Genomic DNA, 18235 nt, shown 5'->3' on the forward strand with positions numbered 1-18235 from the left:
CTGTGTGGTCCTGTTTTGGCTTGCTGGTTTCACTCCAACTCAGTTCTGGTAACCCAGCAGTTCCAACAAGCGTTCCAGTTCTTCCTGAGAGTGGTAACTCAGTTCGATTTTGCCTTTGTCCTTGCCAGCAATGCGAACTTTGGTGCCAATATGACGGGCAAGTTCCAGTTCAATGGTTTTGAAGGTGCGTTCTTCAGGGGCTTTTGGGGTTTTGCCTTTTTCAGGACGTTCCCTTTTGAGGGCTTCAGCATCACGGACATTGAGTCCTCTGGTAAGGATCTGCTCCAGAGCCCACAACCGGTCGTCTTCTGGAAGGGCCAGAATGGCTCTGGCATGGCCTGCTGAAATTTGCCCACCCTCCAGAGCCTCCAGAGCTTTTGCAGGCAGAGCAAGGAGCCTCAAAGCATTGGCCACCGTGCTGCGGCCTTTTCCAAGGGCTTTAGCCACCCCTTCCTGATTGAGCCCTTGTTCCAGCAGTTTCTGGTAGGCCACTGCTTCCTCAACTGGATTCAGATCTTCCCGTTGAAGGTTCTCAATGATGGCAATTTCAAGGGCTTCCAGATCATTGAAATCTTTCAATATCACTGGGACTTCGGTCAGACCAGCCAATCTGGCTGCACGCCAACGCCTTTCCCCAGCAATGATTTCGTATTTTTCACCCTGCTTGCGGACCAAGAGGGGCTGCAAAACCCCCTTCTCTTTGATGCTGGCGGCAAGCTCAGAGAGGGCCTCTGGGTCAAAAACCTGTCTGGGCTGGTAAGCTGCCTGCTGGATCTGGTCAATGGAAAGGATGAGGAGTTTCTCTCCAGCACTGGTGCTTGCTGGATTCAGGCTGGATTTTCCCAGCAAAGCATCCAGTCCCCGCCCGAGGTTAGATCTTTTTGACACGTTGCATCACCTCATCAGACAGGCGTTTGTAGGCTCCAGCACCACTGGACATGGGAGAGTACAGGTTGATCGGTTTGGCATGGCTGGGTGCCTCTGAAAGCCTCACATTGCGCGGAATCACGCTCCAGAACACCAGATCTCCAAAATGGTTGCGCACGTTTTCTTCAATCTGCACAGACAGGTTGGTGCGACCATCAAACATGGTGATCACGATGCCAAGCACCTGCAAGGCAGGGTTCAGCCCTTCCCTGACCCTTTCAATGGTGTCCATCAAGCCTGCAATGCCCTCCAGAGCGTAATATTCTGCTTGCAAAGGCACAATCAGGGCATCTGCGGCCACCAGAGCATTGATGGTCAAGGGACCCAGGCTTGGAGGGGCATCAATCAGCACCAGATCGTATTTCTGTAGGCCAGAGAGCAGGCTTTTCAGGGCCTCTGGTTCATCGGTGAGTTCTACCCCTGCACCTGCCAGATCTGGTGTGGCTGGAAGCACATGCAGGTTTTTGATTTCGGTTTGCTGGATGAAATCGGTGAGGCGCTCGGGTTCACGAAGGGCGTCATACACGCCTGCTTCGGCCCCCCGGACACCCAAACCGCTGGATGCGTTGGCTTGCGGGTCAATGTCCACCACCAGAACCCGACGGCGGGTGTTGGCCAGATAGGCCGCCAGATTCACCGCTGTGGTGGTCTTCCCCACGCCACCTTTTTGATTGACCAATGCGAGCACTTTCATGTGGCTCCAGTATACCCTTGATGCCCCTGCTGCTCAGGCTTGTTTTCGAGACAGATGGAGGACCACCAGATCGGCGTCTTCATCCAGATGATGGCGTTCTTCCTGAATCTGGTAGGCACCAGCAGTTTCAGGGGCTTTCCAGTCTTTGGTGCGTCTGGAAAGCAAATGCCACTCGTCGGTCACCGTGTGCTGGATCAGTTTGATCAGCACATCCAGATCTCCCACAGCCTGTGCCGTCACCCACGACACCGGTTCTTTGAATTTGCGCACATCTCCAGCAAAAACCCGCACATTGGAAAGCCCGAGCTGAGAACGTGCGATGTTCAGGAAAGAGGCCCTGCGCTGGCGGATTTCACACAGAATCACTTTCAAATCTGGACGGGCCAGAGCGATCGGAATCCCCGGCAACCCGCCTCCAGAGCCCACATCCAGCAAGTTTTCTCCCTCTGGGACGAACTGGGCATAAGCTTCAGCACTGTCCATGTGCATGTCGAAATGGATCTCCACTGCCGGACCAAACAGGTCCAGAGATCGGGAGTACTGCTTGACCAGCGCTTTGTACTTCTGTTTCACGTGAAACATTGTAGCAAGGGAGGCCGAGAGCCGAACGGCCCAGCGCGAAACTGGCCGTCCAGTGAGCGCGTAGTGGGCCAAGACAGAGCCGAGAGCCGAGAGCCGAGAGCCGAGAGCCGAGAGCCGAGAGCATGATGCTGTGCACGGCAAAGATCGTCAAGGGGATGTGTAAATTTCAAAGCTTTAGCCAAAGCATTTTTTTGCCCTTGGCCCTGAGCCCTCGGCTCTGACATGCCAAAAAGGGCCACCCCAGTCTGGGGTAGCCCTCCCTGTCGTACTTTTATCCCTGCTGCGTCTTCAAATACACCAACAAAGCACTGATGTCCGAAGTGCGTACTCCGGGCACCCGAGAAGCCTGAGCCACCGTTTGGGGCTGGGCCTTGGAGAGTTTTTCTCTGGCCTCGTTGGACAGGGCAGAAATTTGACGGAAATCAATCCCAGAGAGGCTTCTTTCGCCGTATTTGCGTTCAGATTCCAGTTGCTGGCGGCTGCGCTCAATGTAACCTGCGTATTTGACATGGATTTGCACGCTGTCGGCTTCCAGCCAGTTGGCCATGCCTTCCAGTTTGATGCCCAGCGCTTCCAGATCCTGCAAGGTCATGTCGGGTCTGCGGAGGAGTTGCTCTCCGGTGATGCCCTGATGGCGCTGGGTGCGCAGTTGCTGAATGCCTGCTTCAATTCTCTGGTATTTGTCCTGTACAGCTTTGAGGAAGGCATCATCCACCAGACCCAGTTCATGGGCAAAGGGGGTCATGCGCTGATCGGCATTGTCCTGACGCACCAGAAGGCGATGCTCCACACGGGAAGTCATCATGCGGTAAGGTTCATCGGTGCCTTTGTAGACCAGATCGTCCAGCATCACGCCGATGTAACTGCTCTCCCGGGTGAAGAAACGGTCTTCAAGGCCCAGTGCACGTCTGGCAGCAGCCGTTCCTGCCACCAGCCCTTGTGCAGCAGCTTCTTCGTAACCACTGGTTCCGTTGATCTGACCAGCCGTAAACAGTCCCGGCATGAATTTGGATTCCAGATTGAGGGTGAGTTCCAGAGAGTCCACCACGTCGTATTCGACAGCATAAGCGTAACGCTGGATCACTGCCTGTTCAAAACCGGGCAGGGTCCGCACCATCTGGTCTTGCAAAGCCGGAGGCAAACTGCTGGAGAAGCCCTGCAGGTACACCTCACTGGTGTCTACGCCGTCTGGTTCAACAAAAAGCAAGTGACGGTCATGATGCGAGAAACGCACAATTTTGTCTTCGATGCTGGGACAGTAACGGGGACCGAGGCCCTCGATGTCTCCGGCATACATGGGAGACAGGTGCAGGTTTTCCTGAATCAGGCGGTGGGTTTCAGGGGTGGTGTGGGTTTGCCATGTGGGGCTTTTGGTGGCGGTGGGTGCAGGATTTCCGGTGAAGCTGTAGGTGCGTTCATCGGCGGGAAGTTCCAGCAATGCCGCAAAATTCACCGAATCTGCACGCACTCTGGGGGGGGTTCCGGTTTTGTAGCGCTTGAGTTTGTGGCCTCCGCGCTCCAGAGCCTGAGACAGAAAACGGGCTGGGGGTTCGCCTTGACGGCCTTCTGGACGGGCTTGACGGCCATACCAGGTCAGACCCCGCATGAAGGTTCCCGCTGCGATCACCACTGCACGGGCGGGATGGGTGCGCCCATCGATGGTCTGCACCACCCAGAGGCTCCCCTCCTGATACACATCCGCAGCCTCTCCCCGGATGATGTCGATGCCCGAATTGCCGAGCACGTATTCCTGCGCTCTGGCAGCATACTGGTCACGCTCATTCTGAACGCGCAAACTCTGCACAGCAGGCCCTTTGGATGCATTCAGCATGCGGGTATGGATGGCGGTATCATCCGCGATGTGGCCCATCAGGCCACCCATGGCGGTCAGTTCAAAGACCATCTGGCTTTTGCCCGGTCCACCCACCGCAGGGTTGCAGGGCATGCGTCCGATGGTGGCCGGGTTGGATATCATCATTGCGACAGTGCCGTATTTGGCGGCGGCCCATGCAGCTTCGATGCCTGCATGTCCACCTCCAATCACGATCACGTTGAAAACTCTCGACATAACCCATACACTTTACCCTAGTTTTTAGTAGGGGTACTATGAGGCGTGCCACGATAAGTCTCGACATGGCCCGCCAATTTTGTTTCTGGACAAAACCGACCCTGCTTGAACAACGAAAACGACAAGGGAGGCTGTAATCTCTTTGGACATCTGGACTAACATTCTCGACTACGTGCGGCAAAACATCTCCGATGTGGAGTACCACACGTGGTTCAGGGACGTCAAACCGCTCGGGGTGGAACAGGGCGAATTGATCCTCGGGGTCAAAAATGCCTTTTCACAGGAGTGGTTCAAATCCCATTACGTCAAACTCATCGAGATGGCCATGAGGGAAATGGGCGCCCAAAATCCGAAAGTGAGTTTTCAGGTGTTGCCTGCAGTGCAAGATGCCATGCTGCTGCCCAACACCAGTGCACCCTCGAACCCCACCCCCAGGACCCCTGAGCTCAGGCTCCCCCCTCCCCCACCGCATCCGATTGAACCCAACCGGGTCAACTTGAACGCCAAGTACATCTTCGACAATTTTGTGGTGGGACCCAACAACAATCTGGCCCATGCCGCTGCGGTTGCTGTGGCAGAATCGCCGGGTCGGGCTTACAACCCCCTGTTCATTTATGGGGATGTGGGCCTCGGGAAAACCCACTTGATGCATGCAGTGGGGCATTTTGTGTCTGAACGCCATCCCCACATGCGGATCGAATATGTTTCCACAGAGTCGTTCACCAACGACCTGATCAATGCCATCCGCGATGACAAGATGACTGCTTTTCGTAACCGCTACCGGTCCATTGACCTGCTGCTTGTGGATGACATCCAGTTTCTGGCGGGCAAGGAACGCACGCAGGAAGAATTCTTCCATACTTTCAACGCCCTGCACGAAAACCACAAACAGATCATCCTGTCTTCAGACCGTCCACCCAAGGACATTGAGACTTTAGAAGCCCGTTTGCGTTCCAGATTTGAATGGGGCCTGATCACCGACATCCAGAGCCCGGAATTTGAAACCCGGGTTGCCATTCTGAAAATGAACGCAGAAATCCGCAGAATCACCGTCCCTCAGGACGTGCTGGAATTGATTGCCAAGCACGTCACCAGCAACATCCGTGAACTTGAAGGGGCCTTGATGCGGGTGGTGGCTTTTGCAAGCCTCAACAATGTGGAGGTCAACCGTTCAGTGGCTGCAAAAGCCCTGTCAGAGATCTTCACCCCCAACACCGTTCAACTGGACATGAGTGACATTCTGCGTTCGGTGGCCAGTTTCTATGGGGTCACCCCAGAAGCCCTGAAAGGGACAGGTCGGGCCAGAGAGATCGTGATTCCGCGCCAGATGGCCATGTACATGATCCGTGAACTGACCACCCACTCTTTGCCTGAGATCGGTCAGTTTTTCAGCCGTGACCACTCCACAGTGCTCTATGCCATCCAGAAAATGACCGAGCAGATCCAGAAGGACACAGAACTCTCCAAAGTGGCCCAGCAGCTGTCCCAGAGGCTGAAACAGAGCCCCACATGACAGCATGTGCAAAAAATCACTTTCTGTGGATAAGTCTGTGGATAAGTCTGTGGATAACCTGTGGATAACCCTGTGGATAACCTGTGGATAACTTGCCCTGTGGATAACTGCCTTACTTATCCACAGGTTATCCACAGGAAAAGCCGAGTTATCCACAGTTTTATCCACAGGCACTTTGTCGTTCTGTACAGTAAAAAATAGGGTTTTCCACAGTATCCACAGGCCCTATTACTACTACTACTGAATAAAATATATATAGATATAATCCTTAAAAGAGGAGAAACGCATGCAGATTCAGGTCACCAAAAAGTTCCTCAGTGATGCCCTCAGCACCCTGGAGAGGGTCATTCCTGCCAGAAGCAACAACCCCGTGCTCTCTTACGTGAAAATTCAGCCCTCTGACAGAGGAATTTTCTTGAGTGGAACCAATCTGGAGCTGGACATGGAAAGCTTTGTGCCAGCTCAGGTCGAAAATGGACAGGCTGTGATTGTTCCAGCGCACCTGTTTGCCCAGATTGTTCGCAACCTGCCCGGTGAACTGGTGGAAATCAATCTCAACCAGAACGAAATCACCCTCACCTCTGGAGGAAGCAATTTCAAACTCCAGACTGGAGACCTTTCTGCGTTTCCAGAGATCCAGTTTCCTTCCCATGCAGATGTGGAAATGGATGCCAGAGAACTCAACCGCTCCCTGAGCAGCGTGCGTTATGCCACGGCCACAGAAGCCTTTCAACAGGTTTTCAGGGGCATCAAGTTTGAGCTCAGGGCCAAACAGGTCCGTTTGGTGGCTTCTGATGGTTTCCGTCTGGCCTTGCGTGATTTTGCAGGTTCGGGGGTGGACAAAAACCTGATTGTGCCTGCCAAGAGTGCCGATGAACTCAACCGCATCCTCAAGGAAGGGCTGGTCAAGCTGACTTTTGGAGATCACCTGCTGTCGGTGGCTTCTGAGCGCACCAAAATGAACATCAAGTTGCTCGATGGTGAATTCCCGGACTATGAGCGCGTGATTCCCAGCAACATCAAGGTGACCGTTCAGCTTCCAGCCTCCAAACTCAAAGAGGCGGTTTCACGGGTGGCTGTGCTTGCGGATAAAAACGCCAATAACCGGGTTGAATTCCTGGTCTCGGAGTCCAAGCTTCAACTCATTGCTGAGGGGGATTACGGACGGGCTCAGGAGGTTTTGGAGGTATTGCAGGAGGGCAGTGAGCCTGCCATTTCTCTGGGGTTCAATGCCAAGTTCGTTTCGGATGCCCTGGGACCCATGGAGGGGGATGTGGTGTTGCAGCTCTCTGGAGTGACCACCCCTGCCCTGTTCAAAACCACCGATGAGTCAGGCTATCTGGCGGTGGTGGTGCCCCTGAGAATCTGAGGACAGCCTGAAAAAGTCTGAACCCGGTCCAGAAAAGGACCCCGGTCCCGGACTTATCCACAGGTTATCCACAGAAAATTGTGGAAAACCCCGATTCTACCAGAAGAAAACCTGTTTTTGAACCTGTCCGGGGCCCCAAACCACCTTTGTCCCGGACAAGACAAATCGACAAATGTCCGGAAAAAATCGGTTATAGTGTCACAGGTACACTTCCTAAGGGAAGTTTTTTATGGAGGACATCATGACGAAAATCGCTAACATCATCGCCCGTGAAGTGCTCGATTCCCGTGGTAATCCCACTGTCGAGGCCGAAGTCCACCTCGAAAGCGGTTTCGTTGGGCGCGCCATCGTTCCCTCGGGAGCCAGCACCGGCAGCCACGAAGCCAACGAGCTGCGTGACGGCGGAGACCGCTACCTGGGCAAAGGTGTGCAAAAGGCTGTGGACAACGTTGAAAACGTCATCCGTCCAGCCTTGATCGGTGTGGATGCTCTGGACCAAGTGAAAGTGGACCAGATCATGCTGGACCTCGACGGCACCCCCAACAAGAGTAAGTTGGGTGGCAACGCCATTCTGGCCGTTTCTCTGGCCAACGCCCGAGCTGCTGCCAACGCCCTTGGCATGCCCCTCTACCGCTACCTTGGTGGCAACAACGCCAAAGTGCTGCCTGCCCCCATGATGAATGTGATCAACGGTGGTGCACACGCCGACAACCGTGTGGACTTCCAGGAATTCATGGTCATGCCCCTTGGCGCTCCCAGCTTCAAAGAAGCCCTGCGTTACGGCGCCGAAGTGTTCCATGCCCTCAAGAAAGTGCTGAAGAAGCGCGGCTACAACACCAACGTCGGTGACGAAGGCGGCTTTGCTCCTGACCTCCAGAGCAACGAAGAAGCCCTTGAAGTGCTGATGGAAGCCATCAAAAACGCTGGCTACGAAGCCGGAAAAGACATTTTCATTGCTCTGGACCCTGCCACCTCCGAGCTGTACAAAGACGGCAAGTACCACCTCGAAAGCGAAGGTCGCATCCTGACCAGCGAAGAGATGGTGGATTTCTGGGCCGACTGGGCTGCCCGTTACCCCATCGTGTCCATCGAAGACGGCCTGCACGAAGACGACTGGGCTGGCTGGGAACTGCTGACCCAGAAAATTGGCGATAAAGTGCAACTGGTGGGGGACGACCTGTTCGTGACCAACGTCAAGCGCCTCCAGCAAGGCATTGACACCAAAGTGGGCAACTCCATTCTGGTGAAAGTGAACCAGATTGGCAGCCTCACCGAAGCCATGGACGCCATTGAACTGGCCCAGAAAAACGGTTACACCGCAGTGATTTCTCACCGCAGTGGTGAATCCGAAGACAGCTTCATCGCTGACCTCGCCGTGGCCACCAACGCCGGACAGATCAAAACTGGATCTGCCAGCCGCAGTGACCGCATTGCCAAATACAACCAACTCCTGCGCATCGAGCACGAACTCGGAGCGGCTGCCAAATTCCTGGGGAAAGATGCTCTTTAAAAGATCCACCAAGATTGTTGCGACCATCGGTCCAGCAAGTGAAAAAATCGAAGTTCTGGAGCAGATGATTGATGCTGGCCTGAACGTGGCCCGCCTCAACTTCTCCCACGGCACCAAAGAAGACCACAAGAAGCGCGTGGACATGATCCGCGAAGCTGCTGCCAACAAGGGCGTGACTGTGGGCATCTTGCAAGACCTGCAAGGTCCCAAAATCCGCACTGGACGCTTCAAAGACGGCCCTGTGACCCTCGAAAAAGGCCAGCGCTTTGTTCTCACCGCCGACGATGTGGAAGGCAATGCTGAACGGGTGTCCACCACCTACAAGCCCCTTCCACAGGACGTGAGTGTGGGCATGACTTTGCTGCTCGATGACGGCAATCTTGAGTTGCGGATCAAAGAGATCAAAGGCAACGACATCATCACCGAAGTGGAAATCGGGGGTGTCCTGAGCAACAACAAAGGCATCAACGTCCCCGAAGCCGACCTTTCCGCTCCTGCCCTTTCTGACAAAGACATTCAGGATCTGGGTGTGGGTGCAGAACTGGGTGTGGACTGGGTGGCCCTCAGCTTCGTGCGCTCCCGCGACGACCTGATTCTGGCCCGTCATCACCTGAGAATGCTCGGTTCCAGTGCCAAACTGATGGCCAAAATTGAGAAGCCTCAGGCTGTGGACCGCTTCGACGAGATCCTCGCAGAAGCCGATGGCATCATGGTGGCCCGTGGTGACCTCGGGGTGGAAATGCCCACCGAACAGGTGCCGGTCATTCAAAAAATGATCATCCGCAAGTGCCGTGAAGCCGGCAAACCGGTGATCACCGCCACCCAGATGCTTGAAAGCATGCGCACCAATCCCCGTCCCACCCGTGCAGAAGCCAGCGACGTGGCCAACGCCATCTTTGACGGCTCTGACGCTGTGATGCTTTCCGCAGAATCTGCCAGCGGCATGTACCCGGTGGAATCCGTGGGCATGATGAACAAAATCGCTCTGACTGCCGAGAACACCTCGCAGTACGAGGAAGAACTCATCAAGATTCCCGAGGACCGTCACACCACCCAGGACGCCATTTCTCACTCTGCCAGTGAGATTGCCCGCTTCCTGAACGCCAAGGCCATCGTGTGCTTCACCTCTTCCGGGGCCACTGCTGCACGCGTCTCCCGTCGCCGTCCCAAGAAGCCCATTCTGGCCCTGACCCCCAACGACAAGGTGGTCAACCAGCTGGCCCTGATGTGGGGTGTGTTGCCCCTCCTCACCCGTGACCCCAAAGACACCGATGACATGGTGGAAATGGCAGTCCAGACCCTGCAAGAGCTGGATCTGGCCCAGTCCGGTGACCGCATTGTGATCGTGGCAGGTGTGCCCTTTGGCATGAAAGGCACCACCAATACGCTGCGTGTGGCACGGATTCCCTGATTTAAACCAAATAAAAAATGCCCCGGGAGGGGCATTTTTTATTTGGTTGCCGAGAGCTGAGGGCCAAGCGCCGAGGGTATGAAGGATCATCAAGTCAAAAATGATCGCAGGTTTTGGAATGATGCAAATTGCTTTTGCAAAAGCTTTATTTGCTCTCGGCTCTGTGCTCTCGGCCCTCGGCGTTTTTACGCTGGCACAATGCGCGCACTGTTTGCCAGATGCTCCACCTGTTCCACCTGATAGTAGCGGCCAAAGCGGTTTTCGAGGAAAGGCTTGAGGGGCACATCTTCCTGACGGACAAAGCCTTGCTCTGGCAGGAAATCTTCAGCGTGGAGGTCCAGCACAGCGCACAGGGAAGCAGCAGTGGTGAGCTGGATGGCGCTCCAGTGCTCTCCATGCACCATCTGGTCGTAGATTTTGCGGGCATCGCTGACCTGGGTCAGGCGGCCATCTTTGTAGCCTGTCACGGTGCAGAAGGTCAGGACCACATCCTGAGGGGTGATGGGGAGGGCGTTTTCCAGAATGTCTTTGAGCATTTCACGGCGCTCAGAGAGGCGCAGGTCGCGGATCAAAAACTGCATCAGGTAACGGTGGCCGGGGTAACGCACCGACTTGTAATCCAGCCTCTGGACTTTGCCTTCGAGGGTTTCGCAGAGGGTGCCCAGACCGCCCGAGGTGTTGAAGGCCTCGTAGGTGATGCCGTCCAGAGAGAAGCTCTCCAGACCTTCCAGAGCTTGCATCTCCACGATTTTGCCGTCATGGAGGGCTTCGCAGGGGTTGATGTATTCGTTGACCACACCATCGGTGGACCAGGTGAGGTTGTACATCAGCATGTTGGTGGGGAACTGCGGGAGGGCTCCTACACGCATTTTGATGTCCAGGATGGAGTCGAATCCTCTGGCAAGGTCGGCAGCCAAAATGCCGATGAAACCAGGGGCCAGACCACACTGGGGCATGAACACCTGACCGGACTTGGCCTGCTTGGCCAGTTCGCGGATGTGGGCGGTGGTTTCGCGGTCTTCGGTGAGGTCGAAGTAGCTGACCCCAGCATGCAGGGCGGCCTCTGCGATGAATTTGTTCACGAAGTAAGGACCGGCAGAGACCACCTGATCCACGTCCTTGAAGGCTTCTTGCATCATGCCAACATCGGTGGCGTCGAGGACCACACTTTTGACCGGCACGGTTTTGACGGCCCGTTCCAGAGCCTGTTCGCTTTTGTCTGCAAGGGTGACTTCGTAGTTCTGGGCGTGGTGCAGCAGGTGGGCAATGGTGGTGCCGACTTTTCCAGCACCGAAAATCAGGACTTTGCGTTTCATGGTGTGACCTCCTGTTCAGGGCAAAAGGAAACCTTGCCCCGACACATGGTGTATGGGTGATGTGGGTTTGGATTGTGGGGGGTGGGGGAGAGGAAAAGAGAATGTAGGGGCGAGGCATGCCTCGCCCAGAGAATCAGAGCTCGGAAACGTTCACAGGGGCTTTGACATCGGCATATTCGGTTTCCATCTGGGCCAGTTGCAGTTTGCCCGAGATGTCGTCGTTCACGCCGTGCCAGTAGGTGTAGTTGTCGATCACCCAGATGCCGGATTCACGGGTGCCGTTGCCAGAGGCTTTGGTGCCTCCGAAGGGCATGTGGGCTTCTGCGCCGGTGGTGGAGTTGTTGATGGAGGTCATGCCAGCCTGAATGTTTTCGCGGAACTTGTAGGCCCATTCGCGGTTGTTGGTGTAGATGGCACTGGAGAGGCCGTATTCCACGCTGTTGGCGACTTCGATGGCTTCATCGATGCCGTCCACTTTCACCAGGTTGATGGTGGGACCGAAGCATTCACGCTGGAAAATTTGCATGTCTTTGCTGACGTTGTCCCAGATGGTGGGCCAGCCATAGAAGGCCTCTTCAGGGTCGCCCATGAAGCCCTCGGGTTTGTTGTCGCGGGTGATGCGCTTGTTGCCGTACAGCAGGGTTGCACCGTCTTTTTCACCAAGCTCGTAGTGGGCTTCCCAGCTTTTGAAGAAGCGTTCGTTGATGAAAGGGCCGTACAGCACATCATCGTGCTCGCCGGGGTTGCCGATTTTGATGCTCTGGACGCGCTCAAGGTAACGCTGTTTGAACTCTTCGTAGATGGGGGCGTCCAGAATGATGTTTCCTGCACTGGTGCAGCGCTGGCCTCCGGTGCCGAAAGCAGCCCAGAGCGCACCAGAAACCGCGTTGTCGAGGTCGGCATCACGCATGACCACCAGAGGGCTTTTGCCACCCAGTTCAAGGGTGGGGTGGGTGAGGTTGCGCCCGGCCACTTCGCCAATTTTGCGTCCCACAGCGCTGGATCCGGTGAAAGCGATTTTGTTGAGGCGCTTTTCATCCATCATGTCCACGAGGAATTCGCCGGTGGAACCTCCACCATGACCGAAGACAAGGTTCATGACCCCATCGGGCAGACCGCCTTCAATGAGAAGCTGGGTGAAAGCATAGCTGGTCAGGGGGGCATCTTCAGAAGGCTTCCAGACGATGGTGTTGCCGGTCAGCAGGGCAGGGATGATTTTCCATGCAGGAACGGCCACAGGGAAGTTGCCAGCGGTGATGATGCCCACCACGCCCAGAGGACGGCGGAAAGTCATCAGGTCTTTGGTGTGCATTTCGCTGGGCACGGTCTGTCCGTACAGGCGGCGGCCTTCCGACTGGAAGAAGTGGCAGGTGTCGATGGCTTCCTGCACGTCTCCTCGGGCTTCCTTGAGGGTTTTGCCCATTTCACGGGAGAGCAGGCGGCTGAGGGCCTCTTTTTCACGTTCGATGGCTTTGCCAATGTTGCCGATGATGTTGCCGCGGATGGGAGCGGGGGTTTTGCGCCACTTTTCGAAAGCGGTTTTGGCGGCAATGCAGGCTTCACGGACCTGCTCTTTGGTGGCCACCGGGAATTCCCCGAGCACGTCACTGAGCTTGGAAGAGTTGTGGCTCAGGAAGTGTGCTTCGCTGTCCACCAGTTGGCCGTTGATGATGTTCATGTAACGCTTCACGGTTGCTTCTCCGGTTTTGGGTTTCTGAGCAGTCTGGGTCACTTGACGGCCTCCCTTTTGAGGGTCTGGGTGGTGTAGGTGCTCTCGAAGATTTTATCTGCATTTCCAGCTTCAAAACCTTCGCGGCGGTGCTGGCGCTTGATTTCGGATTTTTGGAGGTGTCCATAAGCCGGAAGCACTTTTCTTTCGGCAAATTCGACGTAGGACCCGCTGATGGTTTTCTTTTTGCCTTCGGCAAATGCTGCTTCAATCATTTCAGCAACGGTGGAGGATTGCAGCAAGAGGCCATCCGGGCTTTTCTTGATTTTGCCACCTGAGTCGTTGAGCTTGAAGCCGTTTCTTTCCAGAAAGTCGTTGTAGCCCTGGATGTTGTCGTAGCCCTCGGGAAGGCTGTGGATGGACACCGTGAAGTGGTTCAGGTAGTAGCGGTTGTAAATCACCCATGCAGCGTATTCGGACTCCTGCAGCAGGCGTTCGTAGTCCTCAAGGGTGGGAAGGCGCCAGAGGGCTTTGTGCAAGAAAGCGTCCACCTCTTCCCAGTTGTCGAGGTTCAGGTCATCGACAGGATCACTTTGCACCTCGTCTGTGTAGCTGTAAATGATGCGCTGGGCCACCTCGGAAAGCTCATGGACGCGCAACTCGGAGACAAAGATGCGGGGAAACTCGGGGGAGGGGGGAGCGTACCAGAAGGCGTTCAGTTTTTTGCCTTCAAAGTTGTATTTCTCCTGCTTGCGGTAGCCGTAATGCAGGAAGATTTTTTCGAAGGAAGCGATGCCGAGCTGGGGCACGCCCATGGTGCGGAAAGCGATGTGGTCGTTTTCAATTTGTTCACGGTTTTCGATGATGCCTTCTCTGAGCATGGCTTCGATGATGGCTTCCACATCGGGCACCCGCTCTTGATAACGGCGCATCAGTCCACCGAGCACTTTTTTCAGGGTTTCATGCATGGGTGATTCCTTTCTTCATACAGACACAATCCCTCTGAAAAGATGGTCCCAGAGAGATTGTTGTGTCCGAGTAGAGGACATTTATCCTGTTCTTGCCTTCATGCTAACACCCGGCTCAAAATCCATCGGCTTTTCAAATGTAAAGTGTATACAATCTGACAGCAACGGGTTTCCGGGGTGGGGCATGCCCAAAAGTTAACGCCCGAGTGCAAATCGGGCGTCTGTCTTCTCAAACTGCAAGTGTGAAAGTCTGATGAGTCTACAAATCGCGCTTCTGAAACACTGCAACGGCCAGACCCAGCATCAGGGCCAGATACACAAAACCCCAAACCAGATCACCGCTCTGGATGGGATCGTTTCCGATCAAGGGATTGCCTCCCCGGTCTTCCCTGAACATGCGCATGGTGGGGGTTTGCAGGTAATAGCTCGCAAAACGCCACATCGCATCGCTGGGAAAAATGTAGTGGGCATAATTTCCAATGGTCACCATCAGGGGCGTATCGGTCAGTTTCCCGAGGTTGCCCACCAGACCCCCGGTCCACGACAGGGCATACACCATGAACATCACCACACCACTGGTCAGAACGGGGAAAATCGCGCTGCACAGCACCGTGCTGGTGAGTAAGATCCAGGTGCCCAGATTCATCAACAGAACGGTGGTCCAGTAGTTCTCGGGGATGTAGCCAGTGATCATCTGGGTGCCATAAATCACCCCTAAAGAGAGCAGGGTCAGGTACACCAGACTGACCACACTCAGGCCCAGCCACTTGCCCAGCACCAACTGGGCACGCCGGATGGGTTTGATCAGGATGGTCATCAGGAGGCCACTTTCCACCTCACCGGACAGGGTGGAAACCCCCAGCATGATGCCCACCAGACTGCCCAGAAAGTTCACGATGTACAGGCCCATGATGGTCAAACTGGAGTAGATTTCATCAGATCTCCGTAAGCGCTCCCGGCCCAATTCTTGGGCCCTTTCCATCAGGTTGTTGTGCAGGGCATTGGCCCCATAAAAGTACAATCCCAGAAAAACCACGGTGAGCAGCAGCAAAGCCAGAATCAGCTTTTTGGCAAAAGCTTCTTGCAAGGTGAAGCCAGAGATTTTCAGGATGCTGTTCATTGTGTGGCCTCCATCAGGGACACATACAGTTCTTCAAGGGTGCGTTTCTGGGGGCTGAGGGCATAAATGGGCCTCTGGTGTTTGAAAAGAATTTCAGCAATTCGGGCCACTTCCTGTTCCTGAGAAACCCGGAGTTTGGCAGCACTTTCGCTGAAAGCCAGCACTTCGGCAAACTGGGAGAACTCCTGTTTGATGGGGTCGGTCAGTCCGGAACTCTGGACCTCCACTTCAAGGGTGCCTTTCAGGAGGTCTTGCAAAGGACCCGTGCGAAGCACCTTGCCGTTTTGCACAATGCACACCCGGTCACAGGTCAACTCAACTTCCGAGAGCAGGTGGGAATTCAGAAACACAGTGGTTCCCTCCTGTTGCAACTGGTAAATGATGTTCCTCACTTGCCTGCGGCCCAGAGGGTCCAGAGCAGAGGTGGGTTCATCCAGAAAGACAATCTGGGGTTTGTGCAAAATCGCCTGTGCCAGCCCCACCCGTTGCTGCATGCCTTTGGAATAGCCTTTCACCTTGCGGTCTCCGTGTTGGGAAAGGCCCACCTGATCCAGCACCTCAGGAATCCTTTTGTCCAGCTCACTCTGGGTCATGCCACACAGCCGACCATGCCACCTCAGGAGTTCTTTGCCCGACAGCCAATCATGAAAACGAAACAGCTCTGGTAAAAATCCGACCTGACGTTTCACTTGCAGGCTCTGGATGCTCTGTCCCAGCAGTCTGGCGCTGCCTCTGGTGGGGGTGGTCAGGCCGAGCAGCATTTTGATGGTGGTGGTTTTGCCTGCACCGTTGGGACCGAGAAAGCCAAACACCTCTCCCGAGCCCACTGAGAAACTGATGTCCTGTACTGCCACTTTTCGGGGATAAGCCTTGTGCAGGTTATTGGCTTCGATGTCCATGGTGACTTCAGGGTAAAGGGTCTGAAGTTAAGAAAAGGTGTGGTGGAGGAGCAGATGGAACGTCCAGTTACACTCTGGATCTTTTTCTGAAATATTTTTCAATTGAAGAATATGAATACAGATCAAAATACCTTTTCTGAATTGACTTTGGTCATCAAATCCCTAAACTTGAGAGAGAGAACTGAAAGGAATTTCAATATGGCTGACCTGCGTGCGTTTGAAAACACCCTGATCTATGGCTGCGACTACAACCCCGAGCAGTGGCCGGAATCGGTCTGGCAAGAAGACATGGCCCTCATGAAACGGGCTGGCGTGAATCTGGTTTCCATTGCCATTTTTGGCTGGGCCAGACTGGAACCCGAGGAAGGGGTGTACGAATTTGCCTGGCTGGACCGCATCATGGACATGCTGCACCAGCATGGCATCAAGGCCAATCTGGCGACTGCTACGGCTTCTTCACCGGCATGGTTTGCCCTCAAGTACCCTGAAAGCCTGCCTGTGGACAAAAACGGAGTCCGACTGGGTGTGGGCTCCAGACAGCAGTACAGCCCGGCCAGCCCCATCTACCGTGAAAAAGCCTCCCAGTTGGTGCGCCAATTGGCCCTCAGGTACAAAAACCATCCTGCACTGGCCATGTGGCACATCAACAACGAGTATGGCTGTCACATCTTCGAGAGCTTTTCAGAAGAAACGGTATGTGCCTTTCGCAATTGGCTCCACCACAAGTACGCAACACTGGACGCTCTGAACGAGGCCTGGGGCACCGCTTTCTGGAGCCAGACCTATTATGAGTGGGCAGAAATTCAGGCTCCAGCAGCCATGCCCACTTTTTACAATCCTTCTCAGTATCTGGATTGGCGTAGGTTTTCCAGCGACATGCTTCAGGAATGCATGCAAATGGAAGTCGACCTCCTGCGTGAAATCACCCCAGAGGTTCCGGTCACCACCAACTACATTGGCATCAACAAGCATCTGGACCAGTGGAAGATGTCAGAAATCGAAGATGTGGTGTCCATTGACATTTACCCCGATCCTGCCAGCCCCTCAGCAGCCATTGAGTGTGCAGCTCAGGGGGATGTGGCCCGGTCTCTGAAACAGAACCAGCCTTGGATCCTGATGGAGCAGGCCCCCAATCAGGTGCAGTGGCGAACCCTGAACCACACCAAACGCCCCGGCCAGATGAGGCTCTGGAGTTACCAGTTGCTGGCCAGAGGGGCCAGAGGCATCATGTATTTCCAGTGGCGTCAAAGCAAAGCCGGAGCCGAGAAATACCACTCTGGCATGGTTCCGCACGATGGCACCGACTCCAGAACCTGGCGGGAAATCGAAACGCTGGGCAACGAACTGAAACGCCTCCCTGATTTCTGCCACGATCCAGTCAAAGCGGAAGTGGCCATTGTGCTGGACTGGAACAGCTGGTGGGGTCTGGAACAGGGTTCCCATCCCCATGCAGACCTGAACCTGATGGAACTGGTGGCCCAGTTTTACGCCCCTCTTCACCAGCAGAACATCACAGTGCAGTTTGTGCGTCCCTCTGATGATCTTTCCCCATACCGTCTGGTGTGCATTCCCAACCTGTATCTGGTCAAAGAAGAAGATGCCAGAAACATTGAAACCTATGTTCAGAACGGTGGACGTGTGGTGATGTCTTACTTCAGTGGCATCGTCAATGAACACGACCATGTGTATCTGGGCGGATATCCAGCTCCATTCCGCAAAATGCTGGGCCTCAAAGTGGAGGAGTGGTTGGCGCTTTCCAAAGAGGAAAAGCGTCCTCTGGAAAATGGCTGGAGTGCTGAACAGTGGATCGATGTGATCCGTCTGGAAGGTGCACAGGCCGTTACCACCCACGCAGCAGATTATTACGCTGGACTTCCAGCCATCACCACCCATGCTTTTGGGGCAGGTCGAGCAGATTATCTCGGGGTGAAGTTGCCTGTAGAGCAGATGGGCCTTTATCTCAAAACCGTGCTGGATGAACTGCAGATCCAGCCAGCATTGCAGGTGCCTGCAGGCATCGAGGTTGTTTCACGTGAAACAACGGTGTTTGTCTTGAACCATCATCCCCAGACCATGACCATTGATTTGCCAGAGCACAAAAAAGACCTGCTCTCTGGGAAAGATGTGGCAGGTCAGGTGGAGTTGCCTGCTTACGGCGTTTTGATTTTGCAATGAAGGAAACCCAGCAA

Annotated in this window: 14 protein-coding genes; 5 read left to right on the forward strand and 9 right to left on the reverse strand. The window is 54.7% G+C overall.

Translation table 11 applies throughout. The features are described from left to right. Positions 1–39: 39 nt before the first annotated feature. The 4 genes from Q371_RS16405 to mnmG all read right to left on the reverse strand — a co-directional run bounded on the left by Q371_RS16405 (position 40) and on the right by mnmG (position 4271). The gene (locus Q371_RS16405; protein ID WP_034342196.1) at positions 40–888 is read right to left on the reverse strand and encodes a ParB/RepB/Spo0J family partition protein; all 849 of its coding nucleotides are present in this window, start codon (positions 886–888) and stop codon (positions 40–42) included. Beyond that, positions 872–1621 carry a ParA family protein gene (locus tag Q371_RS16410; RefSeq protein WP_034342198.1) on the reverse strand — a complete coding sequence of 250 codons (750 nt, stop codon included), beginning with the start codon at positions 1619–1621 and terminating at the stop codon, positions 872–874. The genes Q371_RS16405 and Q371_RS16410 overlap by 17 nt, the downstream gene beginning before the upstream one ends. Before the next feature lie 33 nt (positions 1622–1654). Further along, positions 1655–2194: a 16S rRNA (guanine(527)-N(7))-methyltransferase RsmG gene (locus Q371_RS16415; protein ID WP_245618364.1), complete on the reverse strand. Its 540-nt coding sequence runs from the start codon at positions 2192–2194 to the stop codon at positions 1655–1657. Between the two features lie 280 nt (positions 2195–2474). Beyond that, entirely contained in the window at positions 2475–4271 is a 1797-nt protein-coding gene (gene mnmG / locus Q371_RS16420) for a tRNA uridine-5-carboxymethylaminomethyl(34) synthesis enzyme MnmG (protein ID WP_034342202.1), read from the reverse strand. A 136-nt stretch (positions 4272–4407) separates the two neighbouring features. Here mnmG and dnaA point away from each other — a divergent pair, with 136 nt between their 5' ends. From dnaA to pyk, 4 genes are all read left to right on the forward strand, one after another. Continuing rightward, positions 4408–5784 carry a chromosomal replication initiator protein DnaA gene (dnaA, locus tag Q371_RS16425; RefSeq protein ID WP_034342204.1) on the forward strand — a complete coding sequence of 459 codons (1377 nt, stop codon included), beginning with the start codon at positions 4408–4410 and terminating at the stop codon, positions 5782–5784. Positions 5785–6070: 286 nt separating this feature from the next. Continuing rightward, on the forward strand, positions 6071–7153 hold the full coding sequence (gene dnaN, locus Q371_RS16430; protein WP_034342206.1) for a DNA polymerase III subunit beta: 1083 nt from the start codon (positions 6071–6073) through the stop codon (positions 7151–7153). A gap of 241 nt (positions 7154–7394) precedes the next feature. After that, positions 7395–8663 carry a phosphopyruvate hydratase gene (gene eno, locus Q371_RS16435; protein WP_034342256.1) on the forward strand — a complete coding sequence of 423 codons (1269 nt, stop codon included), beginning with the start codon at positions 7395–7397 and terminating at the stop codon, positions 8661–8663. Further along, a complete protein-coding gene (gene pyk, locus Q371_RS16440; RefSeq protein ID WP_034342208.1) occupies positions 8653–10074 on the forward strand; it encodes a pyruvate kinase in 1422 nt (473 codons plus the stop codon). The genes eno and pyk overlap by 11 nt, the downstream gene beginning before the upstream one ends. A gap of 185 nt (positions 10075–10259) precedes the next feature. On the opposite strand, the gene Q371_RS16445 is transcribed toward pyk, so the two are convergent. The 5 genes from Q371_RS16445 to Q371_RS16465 all read right to left on the reverse strand — a co-directional run bounded on the left by Q371_RS16445 (position 10260) and on the right by Q371_RS16465 (position 16046). Further along, complete coding sequence (locus Q371_RS16445) at positions 10260–11390, reverse strand: saccharopine dehydrogenase family protein (protein WP_034342211.1); 1131 nt, start codon at positions 11388–11390, stop codon at positions 10260–10262. Positions 11391–11523: 133 nt separating this feature from the next. Beyond that, positions 11524–13122, reverse strand: a complete 1599-nt coding sequence (locus Q371_RS16450; RefSeq protein WP_034342212.1) for an aldehyde dehydrogenase family protein — start codon at positions 13120–13122, stop codon at positions 11524–11526. Beyond that, positions 13119–14027, reverse strand: coding sequence for a DUF1338 domain-containing protein (locus Q371_RS16455; RefSeq protein ID WP_034342214.1), 909 nt, complete (start codon positions 14025–14027; stop codon positions 13119–13121). Before Q371_RS16455 ends, Q371_RS16450 begins: the two co-directional genes overlap by 4 nt. A 259-nt stretch (positions 14028–14286) precedes the next feature. Then, complete coding sequence (locus tag Q371_RS16460) at positions 14287–15147, reverse strand: ABC transporter permease subunit (protein ID WP_034342217.1); 861 nt, start codon at positions 15145–15147, stop codon at positions 14287–14289. After that, positions 15144–16046 (reverse strand): ABC transporter ATP-binding protein, encoded by a 903-nt coding sequence (locus Q371_RS16465; protein WP_034342219.1) that lies wholly within the window; start codon positions 16044–16046, stop codon positions 15144–15146. The genes Q371_RS16460 and Q371_RS16465 overlap by 4 nt, the downstream gene beginning before the upstream one ends. Positions 16047–16244: 198 nt before the next feature. Between Q371_RS16465 and Q371_RS16470 the strand changes: the two genes are divergently transcribed. Then, positions 16245–18221 carry a beta-galactosidase gene (locus Q371_RS16470; RefSeq protein ID WP_034342221.1) on the forward strand — a complete coding sequence of 659 codons (1977 nt, stop codon included), beginning with the start codon at positions 16245–16247 and terminating at the stop codon, positions 18219–18221. Positions 18222–18235 lie beyond the last annotated feature (14 nt).

Source organism: Deinococcus misasensis DSM 22328 (assembly GCF_000745915.1).
Taxonomy (GTDB): domain Bacteria; phylum Deinococcota; class Deinococci; order Deinococcales; family Deinococcaceae; genus Deinococcus_C; species Deinococcus_C misasensis.

Coding starts and splice junctions, on each gene's coding strand:
- Q371_RS16465 (WP_034342219.1), bottom strand. CDS start 16,046: ATGGACATCGAAGCCAATAACCTGCACAAGGCTTATCCCCGAAAAGTG.
- pyk (WP_034342208.1), top strand. CDS start 8,653: ATGCTCTTTAAAAGATCCACCAAGATTGTTGCGACCATCGGTCCAGCA.
- Q371_RS16445 (WP_034342211.1), bottom strand. CDS start 11,390: ATGAAACGCAAAGTCCTGATTTTCGGTGCTGGAAAAGTCGGCACCACC.
- eno (WP_034342256.1), top strand. CDS start 7,395: ATGACGAAAATCGCTAACATCATCGCCCGTGAAGTGCTCGATTCCCGT.
- mnmG (WP_034342202.1), bottom strand. CDS start 4,271: ATGTCGAGAGTTTTCAACGTGATCGTGATTGGAGGTGGACATGCAGGC.
- Q371_RS16410 (WP_034342198.1), bottom strand. CDS start 1,621: ATGAAAGTGCTCGCATTGGTCAATCAAAAAGGTGGCGTGGGGAAGACC.
- Q371_RS16460 (WP_034342217.1), bottom strand. CDS start 15,147: ATGAACAGCATCCTGAAAATCTCTGGCTTCACCTTGCAAGAAGCTTTT.
- Q371_RS16470 (WP_034342221.1), top strand. CDS start 16,245: ATGGCTGACCTGCGTGCGTTTGAAAACACCCTGATCTATGGCTGCGAC.
- dnaN (WP_034342206.1), top strand. CDS start 6,071: ATGCAGATTCAGGTCACCAAAAAGTTCCTCAGTGATGCCCTCAGCACC.
- Q371_RS16455 (WP_034342214.1), bottom strand. CDS start 14,027: ATGCATGAAACCCTGAAAAAAGTGCTCGGTGGACTGATGCGCCGTTAT.